We start from the raw sequence: 15,006 nt of genomic DNA on the forward strand, positions 1-15,006 counted from the left end.
AGCTACGCGGAACGCCCGCGCGGCAGCTATCGCACTTGCATCAAGTCTTTGCGTCCTTTCTTTTTCCTTTGCGCCCTTTGCGTTGAAATGTTTTTGACTCAGAGCCGGAAAACACCGTAACGCGGATCACCGATCGGCGTGTTCAGCGCCGCGGAGATCGACATGCCGAGCGCGTTGCGCGTGTCCACCGGATCGAGCATGCCGTCGTCCCAGATCTCGGAGGTCGTGTAGTACGCGCTCTGCTTGCGCTTGAACTCGCCCAGCACCGGATCGCGAATGGCGTCGATGTCGGCCTGCGACAGGGTCCTGCCGGACTTGGCGAGCTGGCGGATCTTCACGTCGGCCAGCACGTTGGCCGCCTGTTCGGCGCCCATCACCGAGGTCTGCGACTGCGGCCACGAGAACAGCATGCGCGAATCGAACGCGCGGCCGCTCATGCCGTAGTTGCCGGCGCCGAACGAGCCGTGACACATGACGGTGAACTTGGGCACTTCGCTGCACGACACCGCCATGATCATCTTGGCGCCGTCCTTGGTGATGCCGCGGCGCTCGTACTCGCGCCCCACCATGAACCCGGTGATGTTCTGCAGGAACAGGATCGGCGTGCGGTTCTGGTTGCACAGCTCGATGAAGTGCGCGCCCTTCAGACTGGAGTCGTTGAACAGCACGCCGTTGTTGCCGAGGATGCCGATCTTGTAGCCCCAGATGTGCGCGTAGCCGCAGATCAAGGTCGTGCCGTAGGCGGGCTGGTACTCGTGGAAGCGCGAGCCGTCGACCAGGCGCGCGATCACTTCCTTCATGTCGAACTGCTGCTTGATGTCGCGCGGCAGGATGCCGTAGAGATCAGAGCTGTCGTAATACGGATCCTCAGGCGTCTGCCATTCGGTGTGCGTCTTCTTCGGCCGCTTGAACTGCGCCACGATGTCGCGCGCGATCGCGATCGCCTCTTCCTCGCTCGACGCCGGATAGTCCGCAGTGCCCGAGGTCGTCGTGTGCATGTCGCAGCCGCCGAGCTCGTCGACGGTGTTCTCTTCGCCGGTCGCGGCCTTCACCAGCGGCGGGCCGGCGAGGAAGATCGCGCCGGTGCCGCGCACGATCACGTTGTAGTCCGACAGGCCGGGCACATAGGCGCCGCCGGCCGTGCAGTGGCCGAGCACGACCGAGACCTGCTGCACGCCCATCTTCGACAGGATGCACTGGTTGCGGAAGATGCGGCCGGCCATGTACTTGTCGGCGAACAGGTCGGCCTGCAAGGGCAGGAAGCCGCCGGCCGAATCGCAGAGGTGGACCACCGGCAGGCGGTTCTCGATGGCGATGTCGAGCGCGCGCACCGTCTTCTTGACCGTCAGCGGATACCAGGCGCCGCCCTTGACGCTGGCGTCGCCGGCATTGATGACGCACTCGCGTCCGGAGACGATGCCGATGCCGGTCACGCAGGCCGCGCCGGGAACTTCGCCGTCGTAGGCGTCGTTCGCGGCCAGCGACGAGAACTCGAGGAACGGCGTGCCGGGGTCGAGCAGCAGCGCGATGCGCTCACGCACCAGCAGTTTCTTCTGCGAGCGCAGGCGATCGATGTCGCGCTGCGGACGATCGTCGCGTGCCTTGCGCTGGCGTTCGCGGAATTCCTCGGCGAGCCGGCGGTTGTGCGCGGCGTTGGCCAGGAATTCGGCGGACGCTGTGTTGAGTTTGGATTCGATGCGCTTCATGCGCCTTCCCCGGCGGCGGCTTCCAGCTTCAGGAGAATCGCGTCGCGCTCGAAGGTCTGGCCCTTCTCGAATTGCACCGCAGCCACCGCGCCGTCGCGCGGCGCCACCAGCGTCGTTTCCATCTTCATGCTTTCCATGACGAGCAGGGTCTGGCCCTTGGCGACGGTGTCGCCGGCCTTCACATTGACGCTGACGATGCTGCCGGGCATCGGCGCGCGGATCAGGTCGTTGGCGCCGCCGCCGGCCTGTGCGGCCAGGCGTTCCAGCGGATGCCAGTAGCGCAGCGCATGGGCTTCGCCGTCCAGATGCACGAACACCTCGTCGCCGCGCGTCGCGATGACGACCTCGACGTGGCGCGTGCCCAGGGTGAGCCAGGTGCGGCCATCGGGCGAGGTCTTCAGGTCGATCGGCACGCGGCGATCGCCGACGTGCAGGCAATAGGCTTCGCGTGCGCGCGACAGGGCGAGGTTGTGTTCGGCTTCGCCCAGCTTGAATGCGTGTTGCATCAGTTCCTCCACTCGCCGATCGCGGCGTGCAGATCCGGCACGCAGTCGGCGGCATCGCGCATCGGCCGCGTGCTCAGGCTGGCTGCCGCGAGCAGGGCGTGCAGGGTTTCGTCGGCCATCGGCGGATCGGCCGCGATCTGCGGATTGGCGTCGAGGAAACCGGTATGGACATCGCCTGCGACGAACGCCGGGTGGACGACGAGGCGGCGCAGGAACGCCGTGTTGGTCTTGCAGCCGAGCAGCACGGTTTCGGCGAGTGCTTTCTCTGCCCGCGCGATCGCGTCGTTGCGGTCCGTGCCGCGCACGATCAGCTTGGCGATCATCGGATCGAACGCCGCGGTGACTTCGCCGCCCTGCACGACGCCACTGTCCCAGCGAATGCCGTCGCCTTGCGGCGCACGCAGCGCCAGGATCGGGCCGGTGGTCGGCGTGTAGCCGCGACCCGGGTCCTCGGCGTAGATGCGGAACTCGATGGCGTGCCCCTGCGAGCTCACGTCGCCCTGCGCGTAGCCCAGCGGCTCGCCGGCGGCGATGCGCAGCTGCTCCAGCACGAGGTCCTTGCCGGTGATCTCCTCGGTGACCGGGTGCTCCACCTGCAGGCGCGTGTTCATCTCGAGGAAATAGAACTCGCCGCCCTGGCCGAAGATGAACTCGACGGTGCCGGCGCCGCGATACCCGGCCGAGCGCGCGATGCCGGCCGCGGTCTCGCAGATCTGCGCGCGCAGCTGCGGCGTCAGCGCAGGCGAGGGCGTCTCTTCGACGATCTTCTGGAACCGCCGCTGCACCGAGCACTCGCGCTCGAACACGTGCACGACGTTGCCGTGGCTGTCGCCGAGCACCTGCACCTCGATGTGGCGCGGGTTCTCGATGTAGCGCTCGCAGTACAGGCGGCCGTCGCCGAAGTAGCGTTGGCCTTCGCTGCGCGCCCGTTCGATCTCCGCTTCGAGCACCGAAAGATCGCGCACGATGCGCATGCCCTTGCCGCCGCCGCCGGCGGACGGCTTGATCAGCAGCGGCGTGCCGACATTGCGCGAGCGCTCGACGAACGTCTTCGGGTCGTCGTCCTCGATCGCGCTGGGCGCAACCGGAAAGCCGCCCTTCTCGACGAAGTTGCGCGCGCGCACCTTGTCGCCCATCAGTTCGATCTGTTCGGGCTTCGGTCCGATGAAGATCAGCCCGGCGGATTCCACGGCGCGGGCGAAGCCGGTGTTCTCCGACAGGAACCCGTAGCCCGGATGGATGGCGCCGGCACCGCAGGATTTCGCAGCCGCCAGGATCTGCGCGCTGTCGAGATACGCGGCGACCGGCGTCGCGCCGGTGATCTCGATGGCGTGGTCGGCCATGCGCACTGCGGGCGCGTTGCGATCCGCGGCGTGGAAAACCACGGCGCCCTTGAGGCCGAGCTTCTGCACCGTGTGCAGCACGCGCACCGCGATCTCGCCGCGGTTGGCGACCAGCACGGTGGAGAACGGCCAGCCCGAAGCAGCACTTGTTGCAGTCTTCATTTGCGACTTTTCCTGTCACGTACCAGCGTGTTGACCGCCCTCTCCATCGTCGCCGTGAGTTCGGCGAACTTGCGCGTGTCGAGCGAGACCGTCGATGCCTTCTCGGCTTGCACGCCGCCGCAGACCAGGTCGGTGAGCTGGTCGGCCACGCGCTTGGGATCGAGCTCGCCGTTGCCGTAGAGGAAGCGCCAGGCGTGGTGCTCGATGCCGCCGTAGACGAGGTCGCGGATCAGTTCCGGCGCAACGGCCTGGCGGAACTCCTTGCTGCGGATGCCCTCGCGGACGACGTCCACCAGCAGGCCGGTGTAGCGGTGATTCATCTCGTGCAGCGGCGACTGCGCGTAGTCCGGCTGCACTCGCACTTCGGTGAAGATCAGGCGGCACATCTCGGGCCACTCGACGACCGTGCACAGGTGGCGCCAGACCAAGTAGCGGAAGCGGTTCTTCGCGCCCTGGATCGGGCCGAGTTCTTTCGAGTAGTCGCCGAAGAGGTCGCCGTACCAATGCTCGATGACCTTGTTCAGCAGATCGCGCTTGGTCGGGAAGTACTTGAAGATCGTTCCTTCCGCGACGCCCAGCGTCCGCGCGATCTCGGAGACCGCGGCCGCGTGATAGCCGCGCGACAGGAAGGTTTCGCGCGCGGCGACGAGGATGTCGGCGATGCGCGCGTCGCGATCCATGCGCGGGGCGCGCACGGCGCTGCGGGCCTTGGTTGCGGACGCTGTCTTGAGTGCTTTCATGGCGTGCGCCGCCGGCCGGCCGCGTCGGGTGAGCATCGCTCACCAGTGTTCGGCGGAGTATTCGCGGAGGGCATGGAAATGGGCATTTGAGATGGTGAGTGTTACTCACTAGAATCGGGCAGCGCAAGATCCGGTCTGACCGGAACGGGCGTGGCCGGGGGCTTTTCCTCGAATTGCGAGGGGAATCCCGGACTTCGTCCGGGCTACGGATGGAATTGATCCGGCAAGAACGTTTTTTTGCCAGCACCGCTCGCAGAAGCGGACCAACGAGAGAGGAGATGCACGTGACGATCGACGTCGAACGCCTGTACGACCGCCGCGCCGACAATCGCTGGGAACGCATCAGCGTCGGCGACATCTTCGAGCGCCTGACCTGGAGCGAGCCGGACAAGGTGGCGTTGATCGCCGCGCCCTGCGCCGTCCGCGATCCGGCCTTCGCGCGCGTCACGAACCGCCAGGCCGACGAGGCGGCGAATCGCATCGCGAACGGCCTGCTGGCCTGCGGCGCGGCGCGTGGCGATCGCGTGGCGCTGTTCTGCGACAACTCGGTCGAGGCCTTCATCGCGAAGATCGCGATCGCCAAGGCTGGTTTGGTGGCGCTGCCGATCAACACGATGATGGCGGCGGACATGGTCGAGCACTCGCTGCGCCACACCGGCGCGCGCATCGCCATCGTCGACGCCGAGCTGTGGGGCAAGTGCCGCAAGTCGCTCGAGGCGGCCAGCGTGCGCGTCGTCGCCGCCGTCCAGGATCGCGAGGGTGGCACCGGCGGGCTTCCGTCGCTGCGCGCGCTGATGGATGCGCAACCGGCCACCGAGCCGGACGTGCGCATCCATGGGGACGACATCTGGGAGATCCTGATGACCTCGGGCACCACCTCGATGCCCAAGGCCGTGATGCTGTCGCACAGCTACACCTACTTCGCGGCGCTCAACCAGACGGTGAGCTACTCGCGCGGCGTGCCGATCGAGAGCGAGTTCCGGATGTGCGTGTTCCTGCCGGTGATCTTCCACATCGCGCACCAGATCTTCGGGCTGGCGCCGTTGTTCGCCGGCGGCAGCCTCGTGATCGGCCGCGGTTTCGACGCGGGTCGCCTGGCGCAATCCATCACGCAGGAAAAGCCCACCGCGTTGTTCGGCGGCTCGCCGCAACTGGTCACCGACCTCGTGCGCGAAGCCGAGGCACATCCGCAGGCGCACGATCTTTCCAGCCTGCAGGTCGTGGTGTTCGGCTGGGCCGCGATGCCGCCCGCCGTGGCGGAGCGCCTGGAGACGCTGTGCAAGGGCGTGCTGCTGATCGGGATCTTCGGCCAGACCGAGGCCATCGCGCTGCATCGCTTCTGGCCCAAGCGCTGGCCCGAGGTCTACCGCGAGACCGCGCCGGCGACCAATGTGGTCGGCGTGCCGTCGCCGCTGCTGGCGTCCACGGTGATGGACGAGGACGGCCGCTCGCTGCACGGCCAGTCCGGCGTGCGCGGCGAGGCGGTGTATCGCTCGCCGATCGTCACCGCCGGTTACTTCCGTGACGAGAAGGCCACGCGCGAAGCGTTCCGCGACGGCTGGTTCCACAGCGGCGACATGTGCGAGTTCCGCGACGACGGGCTGCGCGTGATGGTCGACCGCTTCAAGGACGTCGTGAAGTCCGGCGGCGAGAACGTGTCGAGCCTGCGCGTGGAAGCAGTCGTGGCGCTGCATCCCGCGGTGGCGAGAGTCGCCGTCGTGGGCCTGCCGGATCCGCGCTGGGGCGAGGCGGTGACGGCGGTGATTGTGCCGAGGCCGGGCGAGGTGTTCGACGAGGCCGCCGTGCTGGCCTTCTGCCGTGAGCGCCTCGCGGGTTACGAGACGCCGAAGCGCATCGTGCTGGTCGATGATCTACCGGTCACGGTCGGCGGCAAGGTGCTCAAGTACAAGTTGCGGGCGATGCTGTCTCCTGTGTAGCCCGGACGAAGTCCGGGGTTCCCGCCGATCGACGAAACGGGATCCCGGACTTCGTCCGGGCTATGGGGGAGGTGCCTTGCTCTCGTCTTCGTCTTCGTCGTCGGACTTGCCCTTCCCGAACAGCTTTCCGATTGCATCGCCCGTGGCTTCCACGGTGTCGCCGCCGAACGTGCCGACGCCCTTGATCACGTCGACCAGCCCGATGCCCAGCGCGCCGGCGGCACCGACGGCGACGCGCACGGCCATCGTGTCGTTGAGCGAGAACCTGGTGTTGCCCAGATCGCCTTCGAGGTTGAAGTCGAGCGTGATCTTGCCGTCCCTGTCCTTGAGCGTGGCGAGGACGGCCTGGCGCGGCATTCCCATGAACGTGCTGCCGAAGTTGTCGCCGGGCCTGAGCTTCAGGTCCTCGAGGACAAGCGTGCCGGGCGCGTCCAGGTGCCGGTCCTTCACCGTGGAAGTGAGTTCCATCGAGAGCTTGCCGCGCTTCACGCCGGTTTCGGAACGGCGCAGCAGGTAGGGCTCGAGCAGCCGCATGTCGACACCGTCGAGCTTGATGGCCAGCTCGGATTCGCGCGTGGCGACCTGGACCTGGCCCTTGACGGTGAAGGGGCCGTCCAGCCGCTCGCCATCGTCGTTCTTCTCGCCCTTCACGACGCCCTTGATGTCGACCTGGGTGTGCGCGTCGCGTTCGGGCATGCGCAGGCCATGCAGGTCGGCCTCCACGTCGACGAGCTGCAGCTTCACGAGCTTCCCTTCCTCCACGCTGGCGTCGTAGAAATCGATCGTGGAATGGCCGAGCTCGACGTGCTCGATCGTGACGTGGAGGCGCTCGCTGTACGGCTTGGGCGGCTCGCGGCGGTAAGCCGGGTCGAAGATGCTCGGCACCAGCTTGAGCTGGCTCTGCTTGTTGCGCAGCACCGACAGGTAGCCGCCGTCGATCTTCACCCTGCGCACGATCATGCGATCGGAGAACAGCGAGCGCAGCGTGGGGACGATCTGCACGCGATCGGCGCGCAGCGTCTCCTTCGCGGGCCAGCCCTCCGGTGATTTCAGGCTGAGTTTCTTGATGACCACGACGCCGGGCCAGCCGACGCTGACGTCCTGCAGGTCCGCGTCGGGTCCCAGCACGCGGAGCACGCCGCTCTCCAGGCGATACAGCGCGGTGCGCCACATGCCGAGCAGCGCGACGACGACGACCACGAGCGCGATGATCCACAGGCGCCAACCGGTGCGCCGCGTCGTCTGCTGCGAAGTGGACTGCGGGTCGGGAGGCTTGTTCACGCGGGGCAGGGGCCGATGGAGAAGGAGCGTGACGACATCATCGGTGGAAGCTGCTTGCGTGCACCACGTTCACCTCGGAATGGCACTGGATCGGCGGATGCCAGCACGACTCGATCCCGGCCGGTCGGCAGGGCGTCAACGCGGGCCGTTGACGACCCCGGCATCGACGTGGCCGGTGGGGCCGGCCAGCGCGGCGGACTCGCAATGGGCGAGCTGGTCGTCGAAGAAGAAGTCGGGCTCGAATTCCTGCAGGAAGGGGCCCTTGCTCAGGCCGCCGAGGAACATGGCCTCGTCGAGCTCGATGCCCCAGTCCATCAACGTGCGGATCGCGCGCTCGTGTGCCGGTGAACTGCGCGCCGTGACCAGCGCCGTGCGCAGCCTGATCCCCACTTTCTCGCCGGCCGCCCTCTGAAGACGATGCAGGGCTTCCAGCAGCGGCTTGAACGGTCCGGGCGGCAGCGGGCGCGCGGCGTGGTGACGCTCGTGATCCTGGAAAGCATCGAGCCCGGCGGACTGGAACACGCGCTCGGCCTCGTCGGAGAACAGCACGGCGTCGCCGTCGAAGGCGATGCGCAGTTCATTGGGATGCCGCGCGGCATCGATCACCGAGCGGCTGAACACGCGCGCCGCCGGAAATCCGGCTGCGAGCGCGTCGGCGACGTCGCGGTCGTGCGCGGACAGGAACAGGTGCGCGCCCAGCGGACGCAGGTAATGCCAGGGCGGACTGCCACGGGTGAAGACGCCGCGCTCCAGCAGGAGATTGCCGGCCTTGGCGGAGCGGAACACACGCAGGCCGGAAACCGGGTCGTTGCGCGACAGGATCACCACTTCGGCGCGATGCTCGCCGTCGGCGTTGAACGCCAGCAGCTTGCGCACGAGCGCGTAAGCGACGCCGGGTTGCGCGGGCTGGTCGAGGCGGTCGAGTTGCAGGCGCGTGTAGGCCGCATCGCCCTGTTCGTCGAAGACGCGGTTCTCTTCCTCGAAGTCGAACAGCGCCCGCGAGGAGAGGGCGACGACGAGCTTGTTCTCGAGCGTGACGGGCATGGCCGCGGGCGGATCAGAGCGCGCGATAGACCTCGGAGCCGGCGTCGCGGAACTGTGCGGACTTTTCTTCCATGCCCTTCTCGAGCGCGGCTTTCTCGTCGGCGCCGATCTTCGCCGCGTACTCGCGCACGTCCTGCGTGATCTTCATCGAACAGAAGTGCGGACCGCACATCGAACAGAAGTGCGCGAGCTTCGCGCCTTCCTGCGGCAAGGTCTCGTCGTGGAATTCCTTGGCCTTCTCCGGATCCAGCCCGAGATTGAACTGGTCTTCCCAGCGGAACTCGAAGCGGCTCTTCGACAGCGCGTTGTCGCGCACCTGCGCGCAGGGATGCCCCTTCGCCAGATCCGCGGCGTGCGCCGCGATGCGGTAGGTGATGATGCCTTCGCGCACGTCGTCCTTGTCCGGCAGGCCCAGGTGCTCCTTGGGCGTCACGTAGCAGAGCATCGCGCAGCCGTACCAGCCGATGTTGGCGGCGCCGATGCCGGAGGTGATGTGGTCGTAGCCCGGCGCGATGTCGGTGGTCAGCGGCCCGAGCGTGTAGAACGGCGCTTCGAAGCAATGCTTGATCTGCTCCTCCATGTTTTCCTGGATGAGCTGCATCGGCACGTGGCCGGGACCTTCGATCATCACCTGCACGTCGTGCTTCCACGCGATCTTCGTGAGTTCGCCCAGCGTGTGCAGCTCGCCGAACTGCGCATCGTCGTTGGCGTCCGCGATGCAGCCGGGGCGCAGGCCGTCGCCGAGCGAGAAGCTCACGTCGTAGGCCTTCATGATCTCGCAGATGTCCTCGAAGTGTTCGTACAGGAACGACTCCTTGTGATGCGCGAGGCACCACTTGGCCATGATCGAGCCGCCGCGCGAGACGATGCCGGTCACGCGATTCGCCGTCAGCGGGATGTAGCGCAGCAGCACGCCGGCGTGGATCGTGAAGTAGTCCACGCCCTGTTCGGCCTGCTCGATCAGCGTGTCGCGGAAGATCTCCCAGGTCAGTTCCTCGGCGCGGCCGTTGACCTTCTCCAGCGCCTGGTAGATCGGCACCGTGCCGATCGGCACCGGCGAGTTGCGCAGGATCCACTCGCGCGTCTCGTGGATGTTCTTGCCGGTGGACAGGTCCATCACGGTGTCCGCGCCCCAGCGCGTGGCCCACACCATCTTCTCCACTTCCTCGGCGATCGAGGACGTCACTGCGGAGTTGCCGATGTTGGCGTTGATCTTCACGCGGAAATTGCGGCCGATGATCATCGGCTCGAGTTCCGGATGATTCACGTTGGCCGGGATGATCGCGCGGCCGCGCGCCACTTCGTCGCGCACGAACGCCGGCGTGATCTCGCCGTGCGGAATCGCGGCGCCGAACGCGTTGCCGCGGTGCAGGCGGCGCAGGTATCCGGCCTTCTGGTAGCTCTCGCGCAGTTCCTCGAGCCGCGTGTTCTCGCGGATCGCGATGTACTCCATTTCCGGTGTGATGATGCCGCGCCGGGCGTAGTGCATCTGGCTCAGGTTGGCGCCGCTGCGCGCCTTGCGCGGTGCACGGATGTGCTCGAAGCGCAGGCTGGCGGTCTTCTCGTCGGCCGCACGGATGCGGCCGAAGATCGACGACGGACCGCGCAGCTGCTCGGTATCGCCGCGCGCCTCGATCCACGGCGAGCGCACCGGCTGCAGGCCGGCACGAAGGTCGATGACGGCGGCAGGATCGGTGTACGGACCGCTGGTGTCGTACACGGTGATCGGCGGATTGGGTTCCGCGCCGGTCGCCGTGCGGGTATCGGTCTGGCTGATCTCGCGCATCGGGACGCGCACGCCGGGTGCTACGCCATCGACGAAGATCTTGCGCGACGCCGGAAATGGCTTGCAGACCTCGGCGGAGAGCTGTTCGGCCTGGCCGAAGATCGAATCTGCAGCGGGGGTATGCGGGGCATTCATCGTTCGGTGACTCCGCGGTGCGGTCGAACGGCGGCGCGGGACGCGGGCGCCCCTTCAGCCTTCCGTTCGCCGCCCGCTCAGGGGACGGCTACGTTCCAAGGGTGTGATCTCAGCCGCAACATTCGTGCGGCACCCCCGGCCAGACGCAAAGCTTACGCGCAATGGGCGGGGTGACCAAGGCGAGGTCGTGGGGGCATGCGGCCCGTCGCGCTCTGTCGCACACGGGACTCACGACGGCAGCTGTCGATGCCGCTCCTCGCGGACGCGCTACCCGAACAGCCGACCGGGCTCAGCGCAGCGAGCGCACGTAGCGATTCGCCGCCGGTGCCTCGGCCGGCGGCTCGACGTTCGTCGCGCTCGGTGCCGGCGCAGGCACCGGCGCGACAGCCGGCGTCACGGGCTGGCGTGACGACACGGAGGCGAGATGGACCGGGGCGGGCTTGACCTTGCGCGGCGCCGGCAGCAGCGCGGCGTACAGCACGGCGTACTCGCGCGTCTTCGGATCCGGGTTGGCCATTGCCAGCGCGATCACCTGGCGGGCGTATTCGTCGTCGCGCGTCATCAGCATCGCGTCGATCGTGAAGGCACCGCCGCGGCGCAGCCGCGAATACAGGTGCGCGGCGAGACTGAATTTCTCACGCTGGATGTCGTCGTCGCGGCTCATCGGGGCGGTCCTGGCAAGCGCAATCATTCGATCTTCTCTCCGTGCAGCGACAGGTCGAGGCCATCCCGCTCTTCCTCGGGCGAGACGCGCAGACCGATCGTCCAGCGCAGCACCAGCAGGATGAGGAACGACATGCCGGCGCTGTAGAACAGCGTGGCGAATGCGGCGATCGCCTGTGCCGTGATGTTTCCGTCCGCGCCGCCGATCTGGCGCGAGGCCAGCACGCCGGTCAGCAGCGCGCCGACCAGCCCGCCGATGCCGTGGATGCCGAACACGTCGAGCGAATCGTCCGCTCGCAGCAGGCGCTTCAGGCCGGTGGCGCCCCAGTAGCAGGCGACGCCCGCGACCAGTCCGATGATCATGGCGCCCATGACGTCGACGAAGCCCGAGGCCGGCGTGATGGCGACGAGCCCGCCGACGGCACCCGAGCAGGCGCCCAGCAGCGAGGCACGGCGACGCGCGATGTACTCGGAGAGCATCCAGGTCAGCGCGCCGACCGAGGCGGCCACTTGGGTGACGAGCATGGCCATGCCGGCGCGGCCGTCGGCGGCGACCGCCGATCCCGCGTTGAAGCCGAACCAGCCCACCCACAGCAGCGAGGCGCCGAGCAGCGTGAAGCCCAGGTTGTAGGGAATGAAGGGCTCCTGACCGAAGCCCTGGCGCGGCCCGAGCATCCAGGCGCACATCAGGCCGGCAGCGCCTGCATTGATATGGACCACCGTGCCGCCGGCGAAATCCAGAGCGCCCAGGCCGGCCAGCCAGCCGCCGGATTCCCAGACGCCGTGCGCCACCGGTGCGTAGACCAGCAGGCTCCACAGTGCGACGAAGCACATCATCGCGCCGAACTTCATGCGCTCGGCGAAGGCGCCGGTGATCAGCGCCGGCGTGATGATCGCGAACGTGAGCTGGAACATGACGAACACCGACTCGGGAATGCTCGGCGCCAGGTGGCTGACGCTGAGCATGGCCGCCTCCTTGTCGAAGGTCAGGCCCATCAGCAGCACGCGATCGAGTGAGCCCAGGAACGGCGAGCCGGGCGTGAAGGCCAGGCTGTAGCCGACGGTGATCCACAGGACGGTGACCAGCGCCGCGACCGCGAAGCTCTGCAGCGCGGTCGCGAGCACGTTCTTCTTGCGCACCATGCTGCCGTAGAACAGCGCGAGCCCGGGCAGCGTCATCAGCAGCACCAGGGCGGTGGAGACGAGCATCCAGGCGGTGTCGCCGGAACTGATCTGCGAGACCGGCACCAGGCTGGGGCCTGCGGCGGAGCAAGTTCCGGACGCCAGCAGCAGGGCCCCGATGCCCAGATACCGCGAGGCCGCCCGCGGCGCGCCAAGGGCGCACAGGACCTTCATCGTTATGGATTCCCGGTTGAACATTCTCGCGGCAGGCCAATTGGACGCACCTGCCTCCCTCCCAACTTTGTGACGCACATTTGTGAAGCACGTTGGATGCCATTCGAGGCCGGCCCGGGCGGAACAGGCGACGAATGAGGGCTTGCCTGACACGGCGCCGCGGCTGGAACCACGAGGGTTAGCCCGGCTTGCGGGGCCGCTGTCAGAATGGCGCCGATGGTTTCCGATTCGCCACGAACTCCTGATTCCTCAATGCGCCCATCGTCTCGACGACCTTCGCACCAGCGTGGCCGGGTCGTGCCGTTCCTGCTGCTCGGGTTCCTGTTCGGCGCGGGGTTCTACTGGCTGATCGCGCGAAACCCGCCGGCGGCCCTCTCGCCGGCCCCGACGCCGGCGGCCGTCCAGGCCCGTGCCGTCACGGCGCGCGCGGACCTGAGCGACTTCGAGCGCAACAACATCGAGGTGTTCCGGGCGGTGTCGCCGTCGGTGGTCAACATCACCACGGTCGAGCACATGGCGAGCCTGTTCTCGCGGCGCATCACCGAGGTGCCGCGCGGGACCGGCAGCGGTTTCATCTGGGACGCCGACGGCCATGTCGTCACCAACTTCCACGTCATCCAGAACAGCGACGGCGCGCGCGTGACCTTGGCCGACCAGAGCAGCTACACGGCCAAGCTCGTCGGCGCCTTCCCGGACCGTGACCTGGCGGTGCTGCAGATCGAAGCACCGAAGGACCGGCTGCCGCCGATCATCGTCGGCGCCAGCGAGAACCTCGTCGTCGGCCAGGCCGTCTACGCCATCGGGAACCCGTTCGGCCTGGACCAGACACTGACCACCGGCATCGTCAGCGCGCTCGATCGCGAGATCGAGTCGGTCACGCGCCGGGCGATCCGCGGCGTCATCCAGACCGATGCCGCGATCAATCCGGGCAACTCGGGCGGGCCGCTGCTGGATTCGGCCGGGCGCCTGATCGGCGTCAACACCGCCATCTACAGCCCCAGCGGCGGCAGCGCCGGCATCGGCTTCGCCATCCCGGTGGACGAGGTCAACCGCATCGTGCCGCGCCTGATCAAGGACGGCCGCGTCACGCGCCCGACGATGGGCGTCTCGGCGGCGCCGCCGGATTTCAACGAGTCGCTCGGACTGGGCAAGGGCCTTGCCGTCGTCGGCGTCGAGACCGGTGGTCCCGCCGACAAGGCGGGCCTGACGCCGTTCAAGCGCGAGCGCACCGGCGGCATCGTCATCGGCGACATGATCATCGCCATCGGCGATGTCGAGATCGGCAACTTCGACGACATGCTCGACCAGATGGAGCGCCACCAGCCCGGTGACAAGGTCGGGGTGAAGGTCAGGCGCGGCGACAAGGAGCGGACCATCGAGGTCACGCTCGGCGAGCCGGAGTAGCGGGCCCCCGCTTAGCCCGGACGAAGTCCGGGATCCCCCCCGATTCCGTAGAGCCATCCCGGACTTCGTCCGGGCTACGAAGCCCTTCGCGTTGCAACCCCTTCACGCGGCGTTGATCGAGCGCTGAGGGGATCAGCCATCTCGGTGTTCCGAAAGAAAAATATCGATGTGTGGAAACTGTGTGGGAGTTATTGGGAAACCGGTAAGACCCTCGGCGGCGCGGCGGGCAGAGTGCGCTCCATCGGCAGGCCAGAACCCGCCGACCCGCTCAACCCGACCCTCACGCTTTCTTCCCGGAGACTCGCCATGAACAAGCTCAAGACCCTCGCCGCCTCGATCGTCCTTGCCGCGTCCGCATTTGCTCCCGCCCACGCCGGGATCTCGATCAACGGCACCCAGCCGAACGGCATCTCGATCAACGGCATCCAGTTGAACGGTTTCGTTCTGAACGGAATGAAGCAGAACGGGCTTTATCTGAAGGGTGTTCGTTCCAGCGGCCTGATCGACAACGCGGCCGGATCGACGGGCATCGAAGCGGGCCGCCCGGTGGCGGTCACGTTGCCGGTTGGCGCCACGTCCCGGGTTCGCTGATCGCCGGACCCGCGCGGCTGCGTCGCAGGTGTGAAAGACATTTGAAAGTGGTTTCAAGGCCGTGAGGATGTTCTTCGGCCGCCTCCACACACTGTCTGCCTCGACGCGGTCCGCCGCGGAGCAGATCCGCCGTTCCGGCCCGGAGCGGACTCGTCCGCTACGAGAGGCTCCCGCTCTGGGTCCTTCCTCATCTCGCAGCACTCGCCGAAACGTATGCGTGTTCTACCGACAGCTTGGTTGATGGCGGGATTGCTGAACGCGGCCGCCCAGGCGGCAGCCCCGTCACTGGACCTGAAGGTGGAGCGCACGGAACGGGTTTATCGCGTGCCGGACGGAAAGCTCTTTCGCGGCG

12 protein-coding genes are annotated in these 15,006 nt (G+C 67.4%); 3 read left to right on the top strand and 9 right to left on the bottom strand.

The window, feature by feature from the left end; translation table 11 throughout:
• Positions 1 to 98: 98 nt before the first annotated feature.
• The 4 genes from DFR24_RS01580 to DFR24_RS01595 are packed head-to-tail and all read right to left on the bottom strand — an operon-like array spanning position 99 to position 4,457.
• Positions 99 to 1,706, bottom strand: a complete 1,608-nt coding sequence (locus DFR24_RS01580) for an acyl-CoA carboxylase subunit beta (protein WP_133879602.1) — start codon at positions 1,704 to 1,706, stop codon at positions 99 to 101.
• Positions 1,703 to 2,212, bottom strand: a complete 510-nt coding sequence (locus DFR24_RS01585; protein WP_133879603.1) for an acetyl-CoA carboxylase biotin carboxyl carrier protein subunit — start codon at positions 2,210 to 2,212, stop codon at positions 1,703 to 1,705. The genes DFR24_RS01580 and DFR24_RS01585 overlap by 4 nt, the downstream gene beginning before the upstream one ends.
• On the bottom strand, positions 2,212 to 3,717 hold the full coding sequence (locus DFR24_RS01590; protein WP_133879604.1) for an acetyl-CoA carboxylase biotin carboxylase subunit: 1,506 nt from the start codon (positions 3,715 to 3,717) through the stop codon (positions 2,212 to 2,214). The genes DFR24_RS01585 and DFR24_RS01590 overlap by 1 nt, the downstream gene beginning before the upstream one ends.
• Positions 3,714 to 4,457, bottom strand: coding sequence for a TetR/AcrR family transcriptional regulator (locus DFR24_RS01595; RefSeq protein ID WP_162850972.1), 744 nt, complete (start codon positions 4,455 to 4,457; stop codon positions 3,714 to 3,716). The genes DFR24_RS01590 and DFR24_RS01595 overlap by 4 nt, the downstream gene beginning before the upstream one ends.
• Before the next feature lie 278 nt (positions 4,458 to 4,735).
• Between DFR24_RS01595 and DFR24_RS01600 the strand changes: the two genes are divergently transcribed.
• Complete coding sequence (locus DFR24_RS01600) at positions 4,736 to 6,394, top strand: class I adenylate-forming enzyme family protein (RefSeq protein ID WP_133879606.1); 1,659 nt, start codon at positions 4,736 to 4,738, stop codon at positions 6,392 to 6,394.
• A gap of 60 nt (positions 6,395 to 6,454) precedes the next feature.
• Here DFR24_RS01600 and DFR24_RS01605 read toward each other — a convergent pair whose 3' ends face one another.
• The 5 genes from DFR24_RS01605 to DFR24_RS01625 form a co-directional block, all read right to left on the bottom strand.
• Positions 6,455 to 7,675, bottom strand: coding sequence for a DUF748 domain-containing protein (locus DFR24_RS01605; protein WP_133879607.1), 1,221 nt, complete (start codon positions 7,673 to 7,675; stop codon positions 6,455 to 6,457).
• Positions 7,676 to 7,810: 135 nt separating this feature from the next.
• Positions 7,811 to 8,719 carry a 5'-nucleotidase gene (locus DFR24_RS01610; protein WP_133879608.1) on the bottom strand — a complete coding sequence of 303 codons (909 nt, stop codon included), beginning with the start codon at positions 8,717 to 8,719 and terminating at the stop codon, positions 7,811 to 7,813.
• 13 nt (positions 8,720 to 8,732) lie between these two features.
• A complete protein-coding gene (thiC, locus tag DFR24_RS01615; protein WP_133879609.1) occupies positions 8,733 to 10,640 on the bottom strand; it encodes a phosphomethylpyrimidine synthase ThiC in 1,908 nt (635 codons plus the stop codon).
• A gap of 289 nt (positions 10,641 to 10,929) precedes the next feature.
• Positions 10,930 to 11,304, bottom strand: coding sequence for a hypothetical protein (locus DFR24_RS01620; RefSeq protein ID WP_133879610.1), 375 nt, complete (start codon positions 11,302 to 11,304; stop codon positions 10,930 to 10,932).
• A gap of 23 nt (positions 11,305 to 11,327) precedes the next feature.
• On the bottom strand, positions 11,328 to 12,659 hold the full coding sequence (locus tag DFR24_RS01625; RefSeq protein ID WP_133879611.1) for an ammonium transporter: 1,332 nt from the start codon (positions 12,657 to 12,659) through the stop codon (positions 11,328 to 11,330).
• A gap of 252 nt (positions 12,660 to 12,911) precedes the next feature.
• On the opposite strand from DFR24_RS01625, the gene DFR24_RS01630 reads away from it, so the two are divergent.
• Both DFR24_RS01630 and DFR24_RS01635 read left to right on the top strand, forming a co-directional pair.
• Positions 12,912 to 14,063, top strand: a complete 1,152-nt coding sequence (locus DFR24_RS01630; protein WP_133879612.1) for a S1C family serine protease — start codon at positions 12,912 to 12,914, stop codon at positions 14,061 to 14,063.
• Between the two features lie 144 nt (positions 14,064 to 14,207).
• Positions 14,208 to 14,654: a hypothetical protein gene (locus DFR24_RS01635; protein WP_133879613.1), complete on the top strand. Its 447-nt coding sequence runs from the start codon at positions 14,208 to 14,210 to the stop codon at positions 14,652 to 14,654.
• Positions 14,655 to 15,006: the final 352 nt, after the last annotated feature.

This window comes from Panacagrimonas perspica (assembly GCF_004364935.1).
GTDB lineage: Bacteria > Pseudomonadota > Gammaproteobacteria > Nevskiales > Nevskiaceae > Panacagrimonas > Panacagrimonas perspica.

What these genes read in the sequence shown, in the direction of transcription:
- DFR24_RS01585 (WP_133879603.1), bottom strand. Translation starts at nt 2,212, where the DNA reads ATGCAACACGCATTCAAGCTGGGCGAAGCCGAACACAACCTCGCCCTG.
- DFR24_RS01630 (WP_133879612.1), top strand. Translation starts at nt 12,912, where the DNA reads ATGCGCCCATCGTCTCGACGACCTTCGCACCAGCGTGGCCGGGTCGTG.
- DFR24_RS01590 (WP_133879604.1), bottom strand. Translation starts at nt 3,717, where the DNA reads ATGAAGACTGCAACAAGTGCTGCTTCGGGCTGGCCGTTCTCCACCGTG.
- DFR24_RS01620 (WP_133879610.1), bottom strand. Translation starts at nt 11,304, where the DNA reads ATGAGCCGCGACGACGACATCCAGCGTGAGAAATTCAGTCTCGCCGCG.
- DFR24_RS01580 (WP_133879602.1), bottom strand. Translation starts at nt 1,706, where the DNA reads ATGAAGCGCATCGAATCCAAACTCAACACAGCGTCCGCCGAATTCCTG.
- thiC (WP_133879609.1), bottom strand. Translation starts at nt 10,640, where the DNA reads ATGAATGCCCCGCATACCCCCGCTGCAGATTCGATCTTCGGCCAGGCC.
- DFR24_RS01600 (WP_133879606.1), top strand. Translation starts at nt 4,736, where the DNA reads ATGCACGTGACGATCGACGTCGAACGCCTGTACGACCGCCGCGCCGAC.
- DFR24_RS01610 (WP_133879608.1), bottom strand. Translation starts at nt 8,719, where the DNA reads ATGCCCGTCACGCTCGAGAACAAGCTCGTCGTCGCCCTCTCCTCGCGG.
- DFR24_RS01595 (WP_162850972.1), bottom strand. Translation starts at nt 4,457, where the DNA reads ATGAAAGCACTCAAGACAGCGTCCGCAACCAAGGCCCGCAGCGCCGTG.
- DFR24_RS01625 (WP_133879611.1), bottom strand. Translation starts at nt 12,659, where the DNA reads ATGAAGGTCCTGTGCGCCCTTGGCGCGCCGCGGGCGGCCTCGCGGTAT.